At 72.9% G+C, this 19,203-nt stretch carries 15 protein-coding genes; 13 read left to right on the top strand and 2 right to left on the bottom strand.

Going from position 1 to position 19,203, the window contains the following annotated elements:
• Positions 1 to 27: 27 nt before the first annotated feature.
• Positions 28 to 723 carry a ScbR family autoregulator-binding transcription factor gene (locus PS271_RS09005; protein WP_398381450.1) on the bottom strand — a complete coding sequence of 232 codons (696 nt, stop codon included), beginning with the start codon at positions 721 to 723 and terminating at the stop codon, positions 28 to 30.
• Between the two features lie 462 nt (positions 724 to 1,185).
• Here PS271_RS09005 and PS271_RS09000 point away from each other — a divergent pair, with 462 nt between their 5' ends.
• The 4 genes from PS271_RS09000 to PS271_RS08985 all read left to right on the top strand — a co-directional run bounded on the left by PS271_RS09000 (position 1,186) and on the right by PS271_RS08985 (position 6,634).
• Complete coding sequence (locus PS271_RS09000; RefSeq protein ID WP_398381449.1) at positions 1,186 to 2,091, top strand: response regulator transcription factor; 906 nt, start codon at positions 1,186 to 1,188, stop codon at positions 2,089 to 2,091.
• A 339-nt stretch (positions 2,092 to 2,430) separates the two neighbouring features.
• A complete protein-coding gene (locus PS271_RS08995; protein ID WP_398381448.1) occupies positions 2,431 to 3,891 on the top strand; it encodes an acyltransferase domain-containing protein in 1,461 nt (486 codons plus the stop codon).
• 8 nt (positions 3,892 to 3,899) lie between these two features.
• Positions 3,900 to 5,660 (top strand): ATP-binding protein, encoded by a 1,761-nt coding sequence (locus tag PS271_RS08990; RefSeq protein ID WP_398386762.1) that lies wholly within the window; start codon positions 3,900 to 3,902, stop codon positions 5,658 to 5,660.
• 59 nt (positions 5,661 to 5,719) lie between these two features.
• Complete coding sequence (locus tag PS271_RS08985; RefSeq protein ID WP_398381447.1) at positions 5,720 to 6,634, top strand: AMP-binding protein; 915 nt, start codon at positions 5,720 to 5,722, stop codon at positions 6,632 to 6,634.
• A gap of 572 nt (positions 6,635 to 7,206) precedes the next feature.
• On the opposite strand, the gene PS271_RS08980 is transcribed toward PS271_RS08985, so the two are convergent.
• Positions 7,207 to 8,091: a hypothetical protein gene (locus PS271_RS08980; RefSeq protein WP_398381446.1), complete on the bottom strand. Its 885-nt coding sequence runs from the start codon at positions 8,089 to 8,091 to the stop codon at positions 7,207 to 7,209.
• Positions 8,092 to 8,557: 466 nt separating this feature from the next.
• Here PS271_RS08980 and PS271_RS08975 point away from each other — a divergent pair, with 466 nt between their 5' ends.
• The 9 genes from PS271_RS08975 (at position 8,558) to PS271_RS08935 (ending at position 19,184) form a co-directional block, all read left to right on the top strand.
• A complete protein-coding gene (locus PS271_RS08975; RefSeq protein WP_398381445.1) occupies positions 8,558 to 10,036 on the top strand; it encodes an FAD-dependent monooxygenase in 1,479 nt (492 codons plus the stop codon).
• Positions 10,037 to 10,098: 62 nt separating this feature from the next.
• Entirely contained in the window at positions 10,099 to 10,428 is a 330-nt protein-coding gene (locus tag PS271_RS08970) for a TcmI family type II polyketide cyclase (protein WP_398381444.1), read from the top strand.
• 46 nt (positions 10,429 to 10,474) lie between these two features.
• Entirely contained in the window at positions 10,475 to 11,743 is a 1,269-nt protein-coding gene (locus PS271_RS08965; RefSeq protein WP_398381443.1) for a beta-ketoacyl-[acyl-carrier-protein] synthase family protein, read from the top strand.
• A complete protein-coding gene (locus PS271_RS08960; protein WP_398381442.1) occupies positions 11,740 to 12,957 on the top strand; it encodes a ketosynthase chain-length factor in 1,218 nt (405 codons plus the stop codon). The genes PS271_RS08965 and PS271_RS08960 overlap by 4 nt, the downstream gene beginning before the upstream one ends.
• Positions 12,958 to 13,045: 88 nt before the next feature.
• Positions 13,046 to 13,312 carry an acyl carrier protein gene (locus tag PS271_RS08955; RefSeq protein WP_398386760.1) on the top strand — a complete coding sequence of 89 codons (267 nt, stop codon included), beginning with the start codon at positions 13,046 to 13,048 and terminating at the stop codon, positions 13,310 to 13,312.
• A gap of 152 nt (positions 13,313 to 13,464) precedes the next feature.
• Positions 13,465 to 14,250, top strand: a complete 786-nt coding sequence (gene fabG, locus PS271_RS08950; protein WP_398381441.1) for a 3-oxoacyl-ACP reductase FabG — start codon at positions 13,465 to 13,467, stop codon at positions 14,248 to 14,250.
• Between the two features lie 87 nt (positions 14,251 to 14,337).
• Positions 14,338 to 15,282 (top strand): aromatase/cyclase, encoded by a 945-nt coding sequence (locus PS271_RS08945; RefSeq protein ID WP_398381440.1) that lies wholly within the window; start codon positions 14,338 to 14,340, stop codon positions 15,280 to 15,282.
• A gap of 4 nt (positions 15,283 to 15,286) precedes the next feature.
• Complete coding sequence (locus PS271_RS08940) at positions 15,287 to 17,605, top strand: SDR family oxidoreductase (RefSeq protein WP_398381439.1); 2,319 nt, start codon at positions 15,287 to 15,289, stop codon at positions 17,603 to 17,605.
• A gap of 121 nt (positions 17,606 to 17,726) precedes the next feature.
• A complete protein-coding gene (locus PS271_RS08935; protein ID WP_398381438.1) occupies positions 17,727 to 19,184 on the top strand; it encodes an MFS transporter in 1,458 nt (485 codons plus the stop codon).
• Positions 19,185 to 19,203 lie beyond the last annotated feature (19 nt).

Genomic DNA, 19,203 nt, shown 5'->3' with positions numbered 1-19,203 from the left:
GAGTCCGACCGCCCGTCGGTCCTCCCGTCAGCCCCTCGGCGACTCCCGCGCTTCGTCCTCCCGCCCGCCCGGGGCGGAGGCGGTGGTGACGCCGGCGGCGCTGAGCGCGGACTCCGTCCCGGCCGGCTCCAGCCGCGCCAGGGCCTCCGGGGCGGCCAGCCGGGGCAGCAGTGCGCGCCACAGGCTGGCCATCGTGGCCCGGGAGAGCCACTCGCGGTCGCGCCGTGCGAGCCCTTCGAAGCCGATCGTCGCCCCGATGATCGTCGCCGTCATGTCCTCGGCCGAGGCGTCCGCGAGGATCGTTCCTTCCTCCGCGGCCCGCGTCAGGTACCGTCGCACGCACTCCAGCCACTCCCGCATCATGTCGGTCTCGGAGGCGTGCGAGGTGCGGGAGTTGAGGTGGAAGCCGGCCCGTACGACGACGTCCCAGCACAGTTGCTGCGCGAAGGCGTGCGAGGTGTCGACCAGGGCTTGCAGGGCGCAGGGGCTGCGGCGGTGGACGCGGCGGGCGACGGCGTGCAGGATGCGGGCGGCTTCCGTCTCCACCGCCGCGGCCATGGCCGCCTTGGTGTCGAAGTGGAAGTGCAGCGCGCCCGTGCTCACGCCGGCGCCGGCGCTGATGCCGGCGAGCTTGGCCCGGGTGTAGCCGTGCTGGTCGAACGCCTGGGCCGCGGAGCGGATCAGGGCGTGACGGGTGTTCATGGCCCGTTCCTGCTTGGTCATGGCCGGCAGCCCTCGGAGGGGTGCGTGCGGTGCGTTCCGGTGGCGTGGGCGAAGCCGTGTGAAGCCGCGCTGAGCTGCGCGAACGTATGAACGGGGAGGGGGGACAACGTCATGGGAACCATGAAACCAACTAACTGGTTTTATTTCTAGCTCCCCGCTGTCCGAATGCACGAGGTATGCCCCTGTTTCTCAGGGTAATTAACCGGATTCTCCTCCTGTTTGCCATGCGCCCCGGCTCGGCTCCTGGCTCCATGAATGGCTCGGCGAAGTCCCCGATCTCCCTGGGGGAGTGCCTGCTTGGGCGGGCTCCGGCCATGGATGGCAGCACTCGCCCCGGGGGTGGCCGAGTGTCGCCCCTGTCGATGGTCGAGACCTTTGACAAACCAGCAGTCCGGTTTGTAATCTCGCGTTGAATGGTCGGCCTAGCGGCCCCGGCGCCGCGCGAAAGTGCAGGAGCAGTGGATGAACCAGCAAGGCACCACCACCTCTCTCGACCCCCGCATACGCCGGACGGCGGCACCGCCGCGCATCCCCCGGCCCAGATCCGGCTCCGGCTCGCCCGGCCTCCCCGGCACGGTCGCTCAGGGAGCTCAGGGCGGCCGGACCGAAGCCCTCCGGGCGGAGGGCACCCTGCGCGTCCTGGTGGTCGAGAGCGACGCGCGCGCCGCCGAGACCCTGATCCAGGGCCTGCGCCGGCACGGGTACGACACCTCCGTCGCCGGCACCGGGAGCAAGGCCCTGGAGGCCTACGGCGACGCGGACCTCGTCCTCCTCGACCTCGAACTGCCGGACCTCGACGGCCTGGAGATCTGCCGCGCCATCAGGGCCGCCAGCGACATCCCGGTCATCGCCGTCACCGCCCGCGCCAGCGAGCTCGACCGGGTCCTGGGCCTGCAAGCCGGCGCCGACGACTACGTCGTCAAGCCGTACGGCTTCCGCGAGCTCATGGCCCGCATGGAAGCCGTCATGCGCCGCGCGCGCCCCCGGGGCCGCGAGCACTCCGCCGCCCAGGTCATCACCGCCGGCCCGCTCACCATCGACGCGGGAACGCGCGAGATCCGGCTCGGCGGGCGCCGCGTCGAGGTCACCCGCAAGGAATTCGACCTCCTCCGTCTCCTCGCCTCGCAGCCGGAGAAGGTGATTTCCCGCAAAGAGCTCATGACGCAGGTGTGGGACGACAACTGGTCCCGGCCCGGGCGCACCATCGACACCCACGTCAGCAGCCTGCGCGGCAAGCTCGGATCCGCCGGATGGATCATCACCGTCCGCGGCGTCGGATTCCGCTTCGGACACCTCGGAAATGCCGACCGGCATTCCCCGGAAAACTCCCGGGAGGCGCAGCTCGGCACGGCTCTGACGATCGCCTGACACAGTTCACCAAGGTCTGATGGGGGATACCTTGACGGATAGTCACCAATTCCAGATGCTTTTCGCACGGCAACGAAGCCGCAGCGAAGGGGAACGGGACATCACGCGCAGCACGCTGATCGCGCGAGGATTTCCCGCCCGCCCCGCCTTCCGGCCACTCCGCTCCGCCCCGCGCACCGCTGCGCGTCCCGCGGCCCCGGCGCTCCGCACGCCGGCCGTGGCGACCACAGCGCCCGCGGCGCCCCTGCCGTTCGCCCGCACGCTGCCATGACGCGCACCGCGGGCTCACCCCCGGCCGATGACCTGGAATTTCCCGACGACACCGCGAGGCAGGCCTCCATGGACCACGCACCCGCAGGCGCCACCACACTGGAGCGCCCCGTACCGCCCGAAGCAGCCCCCGCCCCGCTGCCCTGGGTCCTCTCCGCCGGCACCGAAGAAGGCCTGCGCGCCCGCGCCGCGGCGCTGCGCGACCTCCTCGCCGGGACCACCGGCGCTGACGCGGCGCACGCCCCCGGCACTGACGCAGCGGACGCCCCCGGCACCCCGGACGCGGCCTCCGTTGCCCTCGCCCTGGCCTCCCGCGGCGCCGACGGCCCCCACCGCGCCGTCCTCCTCGCCGACGGCCGCGACGACGCCCTGCGCGGCCTGGACGCCCTCGCCGCGGGCGGCGCCGCCCCCGGCCTCGTGACCGGCACGGCCCAGGACGGCGCCCTCGCCTTCCTCTTCACCGGGCAGGGTGCCCAGCGGCCCCGCATGGGTGCCGAACTGCGCGCCGCGTTCCCCGTCTTCGCCGAGGCCTTCGACGAGGTCTGCCACGTCCTCGACCCGCACCTGCCGCGCCCCTTGCGCGAGGTGATCGACAGCGGGGACGCGGAGCTCCTGAGCCGCACCGAGTACACGCAGCCCGCGACGTTCGCCGTCGAAGTGGCCCTGTACTGGCTGCTGGAGAGCTGGGGCGTGCGCCCCGACGTCCTGGCCGGGCACTCCATCGGAGAGATCGCCGCGGCACACGCCGCCGGTGTGCTGTCGCTGGAAGACGCCGCGCGCCTCGTGGCCGTACGCGGCCGGCTGATGCAGGCCCTGCCCGCCGGGGGCGTGATGACCGCCGCCCTCGCCTCCGCCGCCGACGTCGCGCCCCACCTGGAGGGACGCACCGCCACCGCCGGCATCGCCGCCGTCAACGGCCCCACGTCCGTGGTCCTGGCGGGCGCCGAGCGGACCGTACGGGAGATCGCCGACGAGCTGGCCGCCGCCGGCCGCAAGACCCGCGGCCTGCCCGTCAGCCACGCCTTCCACTCGCCGCTCATGGACCCCGTCCTCGACGACTTCCGCGCCGCCATCGAGGGCATCACCTTCCACAGCCCGCGCGTCCCGCTGGTCTCCACCGTCACCGGCCTGCCCGTCTCGCCCGACGAGATGTGCACGCCCGGCTACTGGGTCGACCACATCCGCGCGACCGTCCGCTTCGCCGATGCCATGGCCACCCTGGAGGCCCGGGGCACCACCACCTACCTGGAGGTCGGCCCCGACGCCATCCTCACCAGCATGGGCAAGGCCTGCCTGACGCCCGGCCGCCCGGCGGCCCTGCTGCCCACCGTGCGGCGCGCCCGGCCCGAGGCGCCCACGCTGCTGGCCTCGCTCGCCCAGGCGTACGTCCGCGGTGCCCACGTCGCGTGGAGCGCCTGCTTCGCCGGCACCTCCGTACAGCCCGCGGAGCTGCCCGCCGACCTCGTCCCTGCCGAAACCACTCCGGCCGCTTCGGCCCCTCTGGCCGCTCCGGCCCCTCAGGAGAAGTGAACTTCATCGTGCGCAAGGTGCTCATCGCCAACCGTGGCGAAATCGCTGTCCGCGTTGCTCGCGCGTGCCGGGATGCCGGGATTGCCAATGTGGCGGTCTACGCGGATCCGGACCGTGACGCGTTGCATGTCCGCGTTGCTGATGAGGCGTATGCGCTGGGCGGTGACACCCCGGCGACGAGTTACCTCGATGTGGCCAAGGTGCTGGCCGCGGCCGCCGAGTCGGGAGCCGACGCTGTTCACCCGGGTTACGGGTTCCTTTCCGAGAACGCCGACTTCGCCCAGGCCGTCCTGGACGCGGGGCTGACGTGGATCGGCCCGCCGCCGCAGGCGATCCGGGACCTGGGCGACAAGGTGGCGGCCCGTCACATCGCCCAGCGCGCCGGTGCCCCCCTCGTCGCGGGCACCTCCGACCCCGTCGCGGGGGCGGAGGAGGTCGTGGCGTTCGCCCGCGAGCACGGCCTGCCGATCGCGATCAAGGCCGCCTTCGGCGGCGGCGGACGCGGCCTGAAGGTCGCCCGCACCCTGGAGGAGGTCCCCGAGCTCTACGACTCCGCCGTCCGCGAAGCCGTAGCCGCGTTCGGCCGGGGGGAGTGCTTCGTCGAGCGTTACCTCGACCGTCCCCGCCATGTGGAGACCCAGTGCCTGGCGGACAAGCACGGCAACGTCGTGGTCGTCTCCACCCGTGACTGCTCCCTGCAGCGCCGTCACCAGAAGCTGGTCGAGGAAGCCCCCGCGCCGTTCCTCTCCGCGGAGCAGAACGCCGAGCTCTACCGCGCTTCGAAGGCCATCTTGCGCGAGGCCGGCTACGAAGGCGCCGGCACGTGCGAGTTCCTCGTGGGGCAGGACGGGACGATCTCCTTCCTGGAGGTCAACACCCGCCTCCAGGTCGAACACCCGGTGACGGAGGAAGTCACCGGCATCGACCTGGTGCGGGAGATGTTCCGCATCGCTGACGGTGAGGAACTCGGCTACGACGACCCGCCGCTGCGCGGGCACTCCTTCGAGTTCCGCATCAACGGCGAGGACCCGGGCCGTAACTTCCTGCCCGCCCCCGGCACCGTCACCCGCTTCGAAGCCCCGACCGGGCCGGGTGTGCGCCTGGATGCGGGGGTGGAGTCCGGCAGTGTCATCGGCCCGGCCTGGGACTCCCTGCTGGCCAAGCTGATCGTCACCGGTGCCACCCGTGAGCAGGCGTTGCAGCGTGCGGCGCGGGCGCTGGGAGAGTTCACGGTCGAGGGCATGGCCACCGCCCTTCCCTTCCACCGTGCCGTGGTCGCCGACCCCGCCTTCACCTCCGCCCCCTTCCACGTCCACACCCGCTGGATCGAGACGGAGTTCGTCAACACCATCGAGCCGTTCACCGGCGCCGGTGCGGGCGGTGAGGAGGACGAGGAGGCTGCGGGCCGTGAGACGGTCGTGGTCGAGGTCGGCGGCAAGCGCCTGGAAGTCTCCCTGCCCTCTTCGCTGGGGATGACGCTGGCGCGTACCGCTGCTGCGGGTGGGGCGAAGCCGAAGCGGCGGGCGGCGAAGAAGGCCGGCTCGGCCGCGTCGGGTGATGCGCTGACCTCGCCGATGCAGGGCACGATCGTGAAGGTCGCGGTCGAGGAGGGCCAGGAAGTCGCCGCGGGCGAACTCATCGTGGTCCTTGAGGCGATGAAGATGGAACAGCCCCTCAACGCCCACCGCGCGGGCACCGTCAAGGGCATCACCGCCGAAGTCGGCGCCTCCGTCTCCTCCGGCGCCGTCATCTGCGAAATCAAGGACTGAGCCGAGCTGTCGCGGCACCCGCGGAGCTTCGACGACCGAAGGACGAAGGACTTGTCGGCATGAGCACCCTCACTCTGGCCCCCGTCTCCGCCGGGGAGGGGGGCCCGCGGGTTGCCGCGTCGCTCCCCGGCCCCGGCCCCGCGCTCGCTCCGGTGCACCGCACCATCGCGCGGCAGGCGGCCGTCCATCCCTCGCGCACGGCCGTCCGCGCCCATGACGGCGCCCTCACCTACGGCGGGCTCGACCAGCGGGCCAACGACCTCGCGCACCGGCTGCGGGCGCACGGCGTACGGGACCGCGACGTCGTCGCCGTGTGCCTCGAATCGTCGTCCCGCCTGCTCGTGGCCTTGCTCGGCGTCCTCAAGGCCGGCGCGGGGTACGTCCTGCTGGACCCCGGCCATGTGCGGGGCGGCGGTGCGGCGGCGTTGCTCGACGCGAGTGGGGCCGGGGTGGTCGTGACGCAGGAACTGTTCGCGGGGGCGTTCGGGGGGAGCGGGGTGACCGTGCTCTCCGACGTCATCCCGGCCTCCTCCACCGCCGTCCTCCCGCCGGCGTCGGACGTCACGCACGCCGACACCGCGTACGTCCTGCGGGGCGTGAACGTCCCGCACGCCGTCATCGACCGCCTGGCCGCCGACGGGCGCTTCCTGCCGGTCGGTGCGGGGGACGTGGTCGTGCAGTACGCGCCCGCGGTCGCCGACGGCACCGCCCTGGCCCTGTGGGCGCCGCTCATGGCCGGGGCGCGGCTGGTCCTGCCGCCGCCCGGTGAGCTCACCCCGTACGAACTGGGTGTCTTCGTCCGCGAGGAGCGGGCGAGCGTCCTGCGGGTGGCCTCCCGGCACGTGCCGGAACTGACCGACTCGGGCGTCCTGCCGGGGCTGCGGGGGCTGCGCTGCCTCGTGGTGGCGGGCGCCGCGGCCCACGTCGCGGGGCTCCTCCCCACGACGCGGGTCATCGAGACGTCCCGTCTCTGACTCCCCACCCACGGAGGGCCGGTACGCACCCGTACCGGCCCTTCTTGCTGCCCGGCAGGGGGCTCGGCGGTGCCTAGTCCCCGTCCAGGTGGGTTCGGCACCGCCGTTACGCGCTGTGGTGGTTGATCGCCGTGGCGGCGGAGGTGTGTGCCGGGTCACCGGCAGGGGAGGGGTGCCGCCCCGCAGTGCCGACGGCGTCGGCGAACTCATCCCGCCGCGATGGCGCTCAGCCCGTACGGGCGTACCCGGCGGTGCCTAGTCCCCGTCCAGGTGGGTTCGGCACCGCCGTTACGCGCTGTGGTGGTTGATCGCCGTGGCGGCGGAGGTGTGTGCCGGGTCACCGGCAGGGGAGGGGTGCCGCCCCGCAGTGCCGACGGCGTCGGCGAACTCATCCCGCCGCGATGGCGCTCAGCCCGTACGGGCGTACCCGGCGGTGCCTAGTCCCCGTCCAGGTGGGTTCGGCACCGCCGGTACGCGCCGTGGTGGTTAATCGCCGTGGCGGCGGAGGCAGGGGAGGGGCGCCGCCCCGCAGTGCCGACGGCGTCGGCGAACTCATCCCGCCGCGATGGCGCTCAGCCCCCCACGCCCGCCCCCGCCTTCCGGCCCTCCAGGGAGACCTGTACGTCTCCCTCGTGGTAGTACGTGCGGCCCGCGCGGGTCCGGCGGCGCCATTGGGACTGGCTGGCGTGGCGGTAGACGCTGCCGGGGGGCATGTCCCACAGGCGGGCTATGTCCGCCGCGCTGAGCCACCGCGCCTCCCGCACGCCGCCGGCGCCCGGCCGTACCCGCCGGCTCAGTTGCAGCCACTGGTGTCCCAGCCAGTGGTGCGCCGCGTCCGCGTCGCAGGTGATCTCGGCCGGCTCGTGCGGGGCCCGCGCCCGTACCGTCGCGGTCAGCGAACCCGTGCAGCCGGGCTCCACGCAGCCGCCCACCGCCACCTGCCGCGCCGCGTCCGGGTCGATGACCCGCCGGGCCCTGCGCACGACCCGCGCGATCTCCTCGGAGAACTCGCCGGCCGCCGCGTGCGCGGCCAGCCACCCCACGTGCTGGAGCAGGAAGCGCGAGAGGGCGGCCACGTCCCGGCGGGGGGCGGCGACGCCCCGCTCCTGGACCACCAGCGCCGCCCACGCGCCCAGCACGCCCATGACGGCGGCCCGCACGTCGGCCGCCGTGGCGTTGAACGGCATGCCCGGCAGCGGGCCGCCCGAGACCTTCTCGTGCCGCGGTCCGGACGCCCCCAGGGCCAGGGCGCACTCCTCGTACAGATCGGGCAGCCGCATCAGCTCCAGCCCCAGCCGCGCCCGGCACACCGTGCACAGCAGCGCGGGCGCTTGCGCGAGGCGCCGGTGCTGCTTCCCGCGCCCGGCCGCCTCCCGCGCCGTGCAGCCCGCCCCCCGGCACGGCGCCGAAAAGCCTTCCGTTCCCGCCCTGTTTCCTGCCCGGTTCGCTTCCTGCATCTCTTTTCCCCCATCGCGTTACGGCCGATTCGGCCGGTGCGGCCATGGTCGCGAGTCTGCCGGAGGAGGGGCCGGAATCCGCGTTCTTTTACGCGACCGCAGTGGATCTTGCGAAGCGCTGACAAGACTTCACAGTCCCCTGAACAAAGGCCACTTGACCGGGCCGGCCCGGGTGAAGAATAGTTTTCGTAACGTCCGCAGAGCTGTCGGGAAATCCCGGGCCGCACGGCGCCGGTAAGGGCCGCAGCGAGGGGAAAGCAAGGGAAAACGGTCCCGTGAGCGGATCTTGCAATTCCCTGACAGTTTCTCATCGGAGCTTTGAGAAACCGCATCTTGACCCATGACGGAAAAGCTGAAGAAGCTGTTCGCCGGAGTCGCCGGGCTGTTGCCGTCGCAATTCCGGCCTGCACTGTCCGGCCGCCGATGCGGTTCCGCCAAGGAAAAACCCAACTGCAAGGAGAGGTCCATGGACGCTGCGGTGATTATCGCAGGCGCCGGTCCGGCCGGGCTCATGCTCGCCGGCGAACTGCGGCTCGCAGGGGTGGAGGTCATCGTCCTGGAGCGGCTCGCCGAGCGCACCGGGGAATCCCGCGGGCTGGGATTCACCGCCCGCACCATGGAGATCTTCGACCAGCGCGGTCTGCTCTCCCGCTTCGGCGAGATCGAGACCAGCAACGTCGGCCACTTCGGCGGCCTGCCGGTCGACTTCGGCGTCCTGGAGGGCGCGCACCAGGCCGCCAAGTCCGTGCCCCAGTCCCACACCGAGACCGTGCTGGAGGACTGGGTCACGAGCCTCGGCACCGACCTGCGCCGCAGCCACGAGATGCTCTCGGTCAAGGACACCGGCGACGGCGTCGAGGTCGAGGTGCGCGGCCCCGAGGGCGAGCACACCCTCACCGCCCGCTACCTCGTCGGCTGCGACGGCGGCCGGAGCCTGATCCGCAAGGCGGCCGGCTTCGACTTCCCCGGCACCGCCGCCACGATGGAGATGTTCCTCGCCGACGTCCGCGGCCTCGACCTCGAACCGCGCATGATCGGGGAGACCCTCCCCGGCGGCATGGTGATGGTGGGCCCGCTGCCCGGCGGCATCACCCGCATCATCGTCTGCGAGCGCGGCACCCCGCCCCGGCGCCGCACGGAGCCGCCCTCGTACGACGAGGTCGCGGCCGCCTGGAAGCGCCTGACCGGCACGGACATCTCGCACGGCGAGCCCGAGTGGGTGTCCTCCTTCGGCGACGCCACCCGCCAGGTCACCGAGTACCGCCGCGGCAACGTCATCCTGGCCGGCGACGCCGCCCACATCCACCTGCCGGCCGGCGGCCAGGGCATGAACACCAGCATCCAGGACGCCGTCAACCTCGGCTGGAAGCTCGCGGCCGTCGTCAAGGGCAAGGCCCCGGCGGGCCTCCTCGACACGTACCACGCCGAGCGCCACCCGGTCGGTCAGCGCCTGCTGATGAACACCCGCGCCCAAGGCCTGCTCTTCCTGTCCGGCCCCGAGGTCCAGCCCCTGCGCGACGTCCTCACCGAGCTCATCGGCTACGAGGACGTCAGCCGCCACCTGGCCGGCATGGTCTCCGGCCTGGAGATCACGTACGACGCCGGCACCGGCACCCACCCGCTGCTCGGCAAGCGCATGCCCCGCCTGGCCCTGCGCACCGCCGCCGGCCGCGAGACCAGCAGCACCGAACTCCTGCGCGCCGCCCGGCCCGTCCTGCTCGACCTGGAGGACAACGCCACGCTGCGCGCCCGCGCCGCCGGCTGGGCCGACCGCGTCGACATCGTCACGGCCACCCCCCGGGACGTCACCGCCGCGAGCGGCCTCGGCGGCACCTCCGCCGTGCTGGTCCGCCCCGACGGCTACGTCGCCTGGGCCGCGCCCGGCAGCCACCACGACCTGACCATGGCCCTGGAGCGCTGGTTCGGCAGCCCGCTCGGCGCCTGACGCCCGGCCGTCACCACTTCGTCGTCACCCCACCGACCCCTGCCCAAGGAGATCGCACCCTCATGCACAGCACCCTGATCGTGGCCCGGATGGCGCCCGGCTCCGACGCCGACGTCGCCCGCCTCTTCGGCGAGTTCGACGCCACCGAGATGCCCCACCGCATGGGCACCCGCCGCCGCCAGCTCTTCTCGTACCGCGGCCTGTACTTCCACCTCCAGGACTTCGACACCGACAACGGCGGCGAGCTCATCGAGGAGGCCAAGGGCGACCCGCGCTTCGTCGGCATCAGCCAGGACCTCAAGCCCTTCATCGAGGCCTACGACCCGGCGACCTGGCGTTCGCCGGCCGACGCGATGGCCACCCGCTTCTACTCCTGGACGGCAGCCAAGTGAACCGCCATGGGAAGCCGTCCGCCGACACGATGGGAGGCGACCACTAGTGGGGCGCCGCGTAGTAATCACTGGAATCGGAGTCCTGGCTCCGGGAGGCATCGGCACCAAGAACTTCTGGAGCCTGCTGAGCGAGGGCCGCACCGCGACCCGCGGGATCACCTTCTTCGACCCCTCGCCGTTCCGCTCCAAGGTCGCGGCCGAGGCCGACTTCGACCCCGAGCTCCACGGGCTCACCCCCCAGGAGATCCGGCGCATGGACCGCGCCGCCCAGTTCGGCGTCGTCACGGCCCGCGAGGCCCTCGCCGACAGCGGCCTGGACCTGGCCGGCTTCGACCCGCACCGCGCGGGCGTGACCATCGGCAGCGCGGTGGGCGCCACCACCGGTCTCGACAACGAGTACCGCGTCGTCAGCAACGACGGCCGCCTCGACCTCGTCGACCACACCTATGCGCCCTCGCACCTCTACAACCACTTCGTGCCCAGCTCCTTCGCCGCCGAGGTCGCCTGGGCGACCGGCGCCGAGGGCCCGGCCACCGTGGTCTCCACCGGCTGCACCTCCGGCATCGACTCCGTCGGCCACGCCGTCGAGCTGATCCGCGAGGGCACCGCCGACGTCATGATCACGGGCGCCACCGACGCCCCGATCTCGCCGATCACGATGGCCTGCTTCGACGCCATCAAGGCCACCACCCCGCGCAACGACGACCCCGAGCACGCCTCGCGGCCCTTCGACGCCTCCCGCAACGGCTTCGTCCTCGGCGAGGGCTCGGCCTGCTTCGTCCTGGAGGAGCTGGAGAGCGCGAAGAAGCGCGGCGCCCGCATCTACGCGGAGATCGCCGGCTACGCCTCGCGCTGCAACGCCTTCCACATGACGGGCCTGCGCCCCGACGGCCGCGAGATGGCCGAGGCCATCACCGTCGCGCTGGCCGAGGCCCGGATGAACCCCGAGGCCATCGACTACATCAACGCGCACGGCTCGGGCACCAAGCAGAACGACCGCCACGAGACGGCCGCCTTCAAGCTCAGCCTCGGCGAGCACGCGTACCGCACCCCGGTCAGCTCCATCAAGTCGATGGTCGGCCACTCGCTCGGCGCGATCGGCTCGATCGAGATCGCCGCCTCGGTGCTGGCGATGGAGAACAACGTGGTGCCGCCCACCGCCAACCTGCACACCCCCGACCCCGAGTGCGACCTGGACTACGTCCCGCTCACCGCCCGGGACCACCGCACGGACGCCGTCCTGACCGTCGGCAGCGGCTTCGGCGGGTTCCAGAGCGCGATGGTGCTGGCCCGTCCCGAGAGGAGCCTGGCGTGAGCGCCAAGGTAGTCATCACCGGCATCGGCGTCGCCACGCCCAACGGGCTCGGCGTCGACCAGTTCTGGGCCGCGACCCGGATCGGCAAGAACGCCATCGGGCCCGTCACCCGCTTCGACGCCGCCCAGTACCCGTCCCGGCTCGCCGGCGAGATCCACGACTTCGCGGCCGAGGACCACCTGCCCAGCCGCCTCATCCCGCAGACCGACCGGATGACGCGCCTGGCCCTGGTCGCCGCGGACTGCGCCTTCGAGGACGCCGGCGTCAAGCCCGGCGACATCCCCGAGTTCGACATGGGCGTCGTGACCGCCTCGACCTCCGGCGGCTTCGAGTTCGGCCAGAACGAGCTCAAGAAGCTGTGGAGCCAGGGCAGCCAGTACGTCAGCGCGTACCAGTCCTTCGCCTGGTTCTACGCCGTCAACAGCGGCCAGATCTCCATCCGCAACGGCATGCGGGGCCCCAGCGGCGTCGTCGTCAGCGACCAGGCCGGCGGCCTCGACGCCATCGCCCAGGCCCGCCGCCAGATCCGCAAGGGCAGCAAGCTCATCTTCTCCGGCGGCTTCGACGCCTCGATCTGCCCCTGGGGCTGGGTCGCGCAGATCGCCGGTGGCCGCATGACCACCAGCGACGAGCCGGAGCGCGCCTACCTGCCCTTCGACGCCGACGCGAGCGGCTACGTGCCCGGCGAGGGCGGCGCCCTGATGATCCTGGAGGACGCCGAGGCGGCCCGCGCCCGCGGCGCCGCCAACATCTACGGCGAGATCGCCGGCTACGGGGCCACCATCGACCCCAAGCCCGGCAGCGGCCGCGAGAGCGGCCTGCGCCGCGCCATCGAGACCGCCCTGGCCGACGCGGACCTCGCGCCTGGGCAGATCGACGTCGTCTTCGCCGACGCCGCCGGCAGCCCCGAGCTCGACCGCGCCGAGGCCGACGCCCTCAGCGCCGTCTTCGGCCCCGGCGGGGTCCCGGTCACCGCGCCGAAGACCATGACCGGCCGCCTGTACTCCGGCGCCGCGCCGGTGGACGTGGTCTCCGCCGTCCTGGCCATGCGCGAGGGCCTGATCCCGCCCACCACCAACGTCACGCTCGCACCCGAGTACGACATCGACCTGGTCACCGGCCAGGCCCGGACCGCCTCGGTGCGCGCCGCGCTGGTCATCGCCCGCGGACAGGGCGGCTTCAACTCCGCCGTCGTCGTCCGCGCCGTCGACTAGGCCCGGGCCCCTCCTCAGCTTCTCCGCGGCGGACAGCGCCGTCCGCCGCCCCTCACACCCTTCTTACGTGTTCCAGGAAAGGACCGGCATGTCCCACCAGGAGTTCGCCCTCGAGGACCTCAAGCGCATCCTCCTCGAAGGCGCCGGCGCCGATGAAGGCGTCGACCTCGACAGCGACATCCTCGACACCGACTTCGAGGAGCTCGGCTACGAGTCCCTGGCCCTGCTGGAGACCGGCGGCCGCATCGAGCGCGAGTACGGCGTCGCCTTCGACGACGACGCCTTCGCCGAGAACCGCACCCCGCGCGCCCTCGTCGCCCACGTCAACGGCCTGCTCCAGTCCGCCGCCGCCTGACGCAAGCCCGCGCGCAGCACCCCGGGCCGGCCGCCCCCGTCGCCGGCGGCCGGCCGGCCCGGCGCCCGCACCACCCTTCCGCGTCCGTCCGTGACGCCCTTCCCCACGGACGCCCGCCCCTTCCCGCGTCACCACCTTTGGAGCCACCCACCATGTCGCAGCACGAGCAGCGCGTCGCCCTCGTCTCCGGTGCCACCAGCGGCATCGGCCTCGCCGTCGCCCGCCTCCTGGCCTCGCAGCACCACAAGGTCTTCATCGGCGCCCGCAACGCCGACAACGTCGCCGCCACCGTCAAGCAGCTCCAGGACGAGGGCCTGGACGTCGACGGCACCACCCTCGACGTCCGCTCCGCCGAGTCCGTCCACGCCTTCGTCGCCACCGCCGTCGACCGCTTCGGCACCGTCGACGTCCTGGTCAACAACGCCGGCCGCAGCGGCGGCGGCGTCACGGCCGACATCGACGACGAGCTGTGGAACGACGTCATCGACACCAACCTCAACAGCGTCTTCCGCCTCACCCGCGAGGTCCTCACCACCGGTGGCCTGCGCGAGAAGAGCCGCGGCCGCATCATCAACATCGCCTCCACGGCGGGCAAGCAGGGCGTCGTCCTGGGCGCCCCGTACTCCGCGTCCAAGCACGGTGTCGTCGGCTTCACCAAGGCCCTCGGCAACGAGCTGGCCCCCACCGGCATCACCGTCAACGCCGTCTGCCCCGGCTACGTCGAGACGCCCATGGCCCAGCGCGTGCGCGCCGGCTACGCGGCCGCCTACGACACCTCCGAGGACGCCATCCTCGACAAGTTCCAGTCGAAGATCCCGCTCGGCCGCTACTCCACCCCCGAGGAGGTCGCCGGCCTGGTCGGCTACCTGGCCTCCGACACGGCCGCCTCCATCACCGCGCAGGCCCTCAACGTCTGCGGCGGCCTGGGCAACTTCTGAGCCCCGCCGGATCCCTCCCGGATCCCCGCGCGCCCACCGCGCCCCCACCGTCACCCGCACCGCACCGTCACCCGAGGAGCACCCAGCATGTCGCAGACCGGTCTGCGCGAGGTGGAGCACGAGATCACGATCTCGGCCCCGGCCGCCGCCGTCTACCGCCTGATCGCCGACGTCGCCAACTGGCCGCGGATCTTCCCGCCGACCATCTACGTCGACCACGTGGAGAAGGGCGAGGGCACCGAGCGCATCCGCATCTGGGCCACCGCCAACGGCGAGGCCAAGAACTGGACGTCGTTCCGCACCCTGGACGAGAAGGCCCTCACGATCACCTTCCGCCAGGAGGTCTCCACCCCGCCGGTCGCCGCCATGGGCGGCACCTGGATCATCGAGCCGCTGGACGCGGCCACCTCCCGCGTCCGCCTCCTGCACGACTACCGGGCGATCGACGACGACCCCGAGGGTCTCGCCTGGATCGACGAGGCCGTCGACCGCAACTCCCGGTCCGAGCTCGCCGCCCTCAAGACCAACGTCGAACTCGCCCACGCCGCCGAGGAGGTGACCTTCTCCTTCGAGGACACCGTCCAGATCAACGGCTCCGCCAAGGACGTCTACGACTTCATCAACGAGGCGCACCTGTGGTCCGAGCGCCTCCCGCACGTGGCGACGGTCCGCCTGGAGGAGGACACCCCGGGCCTGCAGACCCTGGAGATGGACACCCGCGCCAAGGACGGCTCCACCCACACCACCAAGTCCTTCCGCGTCACCTTCCCCTCGCACAAGATCGCGTACAAGCAGGTCACCCTGCCGGCGCTGATGACGCTGCACACGGGCTACTGGACCTTCGCCGAGAACGAGGACGGCGTCGCCGCCTCCTCGCAGCACACGGTCGTCCTCAACACCGAGAACATCACCAGGATCCTCGGCCCGGACGCCGGCGTCGCGGAGGCCCGCGAGTACGTCCACACCGCGCTGAGCACCAACAGCCGCGCCACGCTCGGCCACGCCAAGGCCTACGCCGAACAGCAGGCGTAACGCCATGGCTCGCACGTACACGGAAACCCAGGTGATCGTGGTCGGAGCGGGACCGGTCGGGCTGCTGCTCGCCGGCGAGCTGCGACTGGGCGGCGCGGACGTCGTCGTCATCGAGCGGCTCACCGAGCCCACCACCGAATCCCGGGCCTCGACGCTGCACGCCCGGACCATGGAGATCCTCGACAGCCGCGGCCTGCTCGACGGCCTCGGCGCCGTCCCGCAGGAAACCCGGGGCCACTTCGGCGGGCTCCCGCTCGACCTCACCCTTCCCACCCCCTACCCGGGCCAGTGGAAAGTCCCGCAGATCCGTACCGAGGAACTGCTCGCGGAATGGGCGACCGGCCTGGGGGCGGTCATCCTGCGCGGCCACGAGCTGCGCGGGCTGACCGTCACCGGGGACCACGCCGAGGCCGAGGTGGCGGCCGGCGGCGAGGTCGTACACCTGCGCGCCAAGTGCGTCGTCGGCTGCGACGGCGAGAACAGCACCGTGCGGCGCCTGGGCGGCTTCGCCTTCCCCGGCGCCGGCGCAGGCCGCGAACTCCTGCGCGCCGACGTCGCCGGCATCGACATCCCGGGCCGGCGCTTCGAGCGGCTACCCGGGGGACTGGCGATCGCCGCGCGCCGCCCCGACGGCGTCACCCGCGTCATGGTCTGCGACTTCGGCAGCACCGCCGAACCCCGCAGCGAGAACGTGGAGTTCCACGAGATCGCCGACGCGTGGAAGCGCGTCACCGGCGAGGACATCAGCGGCGGCACCCCGCTGTGGGTCAACGCCTTCACCGACGCCTCCCGCCAGGCGGAGCAGTACCGCGACTACCGCCTCTTCCTGGCCGGCGACGCCGCCCACCAGCAGATGCCCATCGGCGGCCAGGCCCTCAACCTCGGCCTCCAGGACGCCTTCAACCTCGGCTGGAAGCTCGCCGCCCAGGTCCAGGGGCGCGGCCCCGAGGGCCTCCTGGACAGCTACCACAGCGAACGCCACGCCGTCGGGCAGCGCACCCTGAGCAACATCCGCGCCCAGGCCCTGCTCCTGCTGGGCGGCCCCGAGGTCGACGCCGCCCGCGACGTCATGGGCGAGCTCATCGACGGGCACGACGAGGTCCGCAGCCACCTCGCCGGCATGGTCTCCGGCCTCGACGTCCGCTACGACGTCTCTGCCTGCGACCACCCCCTGCTCGGACTGCGCCTGCCGCACTGGCCGGTGCGGACCGGCGACCCGCAGGGCCCGGGCGAGGACGCGGGGGAGGACACCACGACCGCGGCGCTGCTGCGCCCCGGCGGGGGCCTCCTCCTGGACCTCACCGGCGACGCCGGCCACGGCGACCGGCTGCGCTCCGCCGCCGCCCCGTGGTCCCGCCTGGTCCGCACCGTCACGGCCCGCCCCACCCGCGGCACCCCCGCCGGTGCCACCACCGTGCTGGTGCGCCCCGACGGCCACGTCGTGTGGGCCGCTCCGGCCGGCGGCGCACCCACCGAGGGCCTCACCCGGGCCCTCACCCGCTGGTTCGGCGAACCGGCGACACACCAGACAACCGCCCCAGCCACGAACGGGAGAACAGACATGGGCAGCCTCAGCGGCAAGACAGCGCTGGTCACCGGCTCCAGCCGCGGCATGGGCCGCGCCACCGCGATCCGCCTGGCCAAGGAGGGCGCGCTCGTCGCCGTCCACTACACGAGCAACGAGGACGCCGCGCACGAGGTCGTCGCCACGATCGAGAAGGACGGCGGGCGCGCGTTCGCCGTCCGTGCCGAGCTCGGCGTCCCCGGCGACGTCCACGAGCTCTTCCTGGGCCTGGAGCAGGGCCTCAAGGAGCGCACCGGCACCACCACGCTCGACATCCTGGTCAACAACGCGGGCGTCATGGGCGGCGTGGCCGCCGAGGACACCACCCCCGAGCAGTTCGACCGGCTCTTCGCGGTCAACGCCAAGGCCCCGTTCTTCCTCATCCAGCGCGCCCTGAAGAACCTCCCCGACGGCGGCCGCATCGTCAACATCTCCTCCGGCCTCACCCGCGTGGCCAACCCCGAGGAGATCGCCTACGCGATGACCAAGGGCGCCGTCGAGCAGCTCGCCCGCCACTTCGCCAAGCTCCTGGGCCCGCGCAACATCACCATCAACAGCGTCGCCCCGGGCATCACCCGTAACGGCAACCCGGCCTTCGACATCCCCGAGGTCGTCGACCAGATGGCGGCCCTGTCCGCCTTCAACCGCGTCGGCGAGCCCCAGGACGTCGCCGACGTCGTCGCCTTCCTCGCGAGCGCCGACGCCCGCTGGATCACCGGCGCGTTCATCGACGCCACCGGCGGCACCCTCCTGGGCTGACACCCGGACCGGCCGCCCGGCGTGTTACCCCCGGCACGCCGGCCGGCCCCGGCTCCCGCGCCGGCCTCCGTTTCTCTCGCGCCGAATCCCGGACCCCAGCCCCGGCTCCCGGAAGCAGACTATGAAGCCCTCCTCCCTCTCCTCGTCCTCCCCGCCGCAGCCCGCCTCCGCCACGGCCGGCGGCCGGATGAGCCCCCGTCAGTGGGGCCTGCTGGTCGTCCTCGCCGGCAACATGCTCATCGACGCCCTGGAGGTCTCGGTCGCGGTCGTCGCCCTGCCCTCCGTGGGGGCGGACCTGGGCCTTGCGCCCACCACCGCCCAGTGGGTCATGACCGGCTTCGCCCTCGGCTTCGGCGCCCTCATGCTCTTCGGAGCCCGCGTCGTCGCCCTGGCCGGGCGCCGCCGCATGTACCTGCTCGCCCTGCTCGCCTTCGCCGCGGCCTCCCTGGTCGCCGCCCTCAGCAGCGATCCCGCGCTCCTGATCGCCACCCGCTTCGTCAAGGGCTTCTGCGCCGCCCTCACCGCCCCCACGGGCCTGGCCATCCTGTGCACCGTCATGAAGGAGGGCCCCGAACGCGAGCGGGCCGTCTCCGTCTACACCCTCTTCGGCGCCAGCGGCTTCACCGCCGGGCTGCTGCTGTCCGGCGTCCTCACCTCCGTCAGCTGGAGGTGGACGTTCGCCTTCCCCGCCCCCGTCGTCCTGCTCCTGTCCGCCCTGTGCTTCAAGCTCATCCCCGCCGACGAGGAGCAGGCCCCGGGGCCGCGGCGCTACGACCTGACCGGCGCGGCCGCCTTCGCGGGTGCCCTGCTGCTGCTCGTCCACGCGCTCAGCCGGCTGCCCCACGAGGGCCCGGCCGACCCGTACACCCTGGCCTCCTTCGCCGTGGCCGCGGCCCTGCTGGCCTTCTTCGTCCGGCACGAGCGCCGCACCCCCCGGCCGCTGCTGCGCCTGGAACTGCTCGCCGACCCGGGCATGCTCCGCTCCGCGCTCGGCGCCGCCACCCTCAACGGCTCCTACCTCGGCCTGCTGCTGATCGTCAGCTACCAGACGCAGGCCGTCCTGGACTGGACGCCCTTGCAGACCGGGCTGGCCATCGTGCCCGCCAGCGCGCCCCTGGCGGTGACCGCCCTGGTCTCCGGCCGCATGGTCGGCCGCTTCGGCGCCCACCGGCTCATCGCGCTCGGCGCCGTGCCGCCCCTGCTCGGCTACCTCCTCTACCTGCGGCTGCCCGTCAACAGCGGTTACGCGACGACGATGCTGCCCACCATGCTGCTCGTCGGCGCGGGCTTCGTCCTCTCCTTCGCCGCGCTGAACATGCAGGCCGTCTCCGGCTTCCCCGCCGAAGCGCGCGGCGAGGCCGGCGGCGTCTACCAGACCGCCGTCCAGATCGGCGCCGCCGTCATGCTCGCCGCCGTCGCCGCCCTGCTCACCACCGGCCAGGCGCCCCCCGGCGCGCCCCGCACCGAGCTCCTCGCCGACTCCCGGCCCGCCGTGTGGCTCGTCACCGCCGCCGGTGCCGCGGGCCTGCTGACCGCCCTGACCGGCGTGCTGCCCCGCCGCCGCGACCGTACGTCCTGACCCCGATGCACCTCCCGAA

The organism is Streptomyces sp. SCA2-17 (assembly GCF_044336695.1).
This window is presented reverse-complemented; position numbering and strand designations above follow the sequence as displayed.

Coding starts and splice junctions, on each gene's coding strand:
- PS271_RS09005 (WP_398381450.1), bottom strand. CDS start 723: ATGACCAAGCAGGAACGGGCCATGAACACCCGTCACGCCCTGATCCGC.
- PS271_RS09000 (WP_398381449.1), top strand. CDS start 1,186: ATGAACCAGCAAGGCACCACCACCTCTCTCGACCCCCGCATACGCCGG.
- PS271_RS08995 (WP_398381448.1), top strand. CDS start 2,431: ATGGACCACGCACCCGCAGGCGCCACCACACTGGAGCGCCCCGTACCG.
- PS271_RS08985 (WP_398381447.1), top strand. CDS start 5,720: ATGAGCACCCTCACTCTGGCCCCCGTCTCCGCCGGGGAGGGGGGCCCG.
- PS271_RS08980 (WP_398381446.1), bottom strand. CDS start 8,091: ATGCAGGAAGCGAACCGGGCAGGAAACAGGGCGGGAACGGAAGGCTTT.
- PS271_RS08975 (WP_398381445.1), top strand. CDS start 8,558: ATGGACGCTGCGGTGATTATCGCAGGCGCCGGTCCGGCCGGGCTCATG.
- PS271_RS08970 (WP_398381444.1), top strand. CDS start 10,099: ATGCACAGCACCCTGATCGTGGCCCGGATGGCGCCCGGCTCCGACGCC.
- PS271_RS08955 (WP_398386760.1), top strand. CDS start 13,046: ATGTCCCACCAGGAGTTCGCCCTCGAGGACCTCAAGCGCATCCTCCTC.
- fabG (WP_398381441.1), top strand. CDS start 13,465: ATGTCGCAGCACGAGCAGCGCGTCGCCCTCGTCTCCGGTGCCACCAGC.
- PS271_RS08945 (WP_398381440.1), top strand. CDS start 14,338: ATGTCGCAGACCGGTCTGCGCGAGGTGGAGCACGAGATCACGATCTCG.
- PS271_RS08940 (WP_398381439.1), top strand. CDS start 15,287: ATGGCTCGCACGTACACGGAAACCCAGGTGATCGTGGTCGGAGCGGGA.
- PS271_RS08935 (WP_398381438.1), top strand. CDS start 17,727: ATGAAGCCCTCCTCCCTCTCCTCGTCCTCCCCGCCGCAGCCCGCCTCC.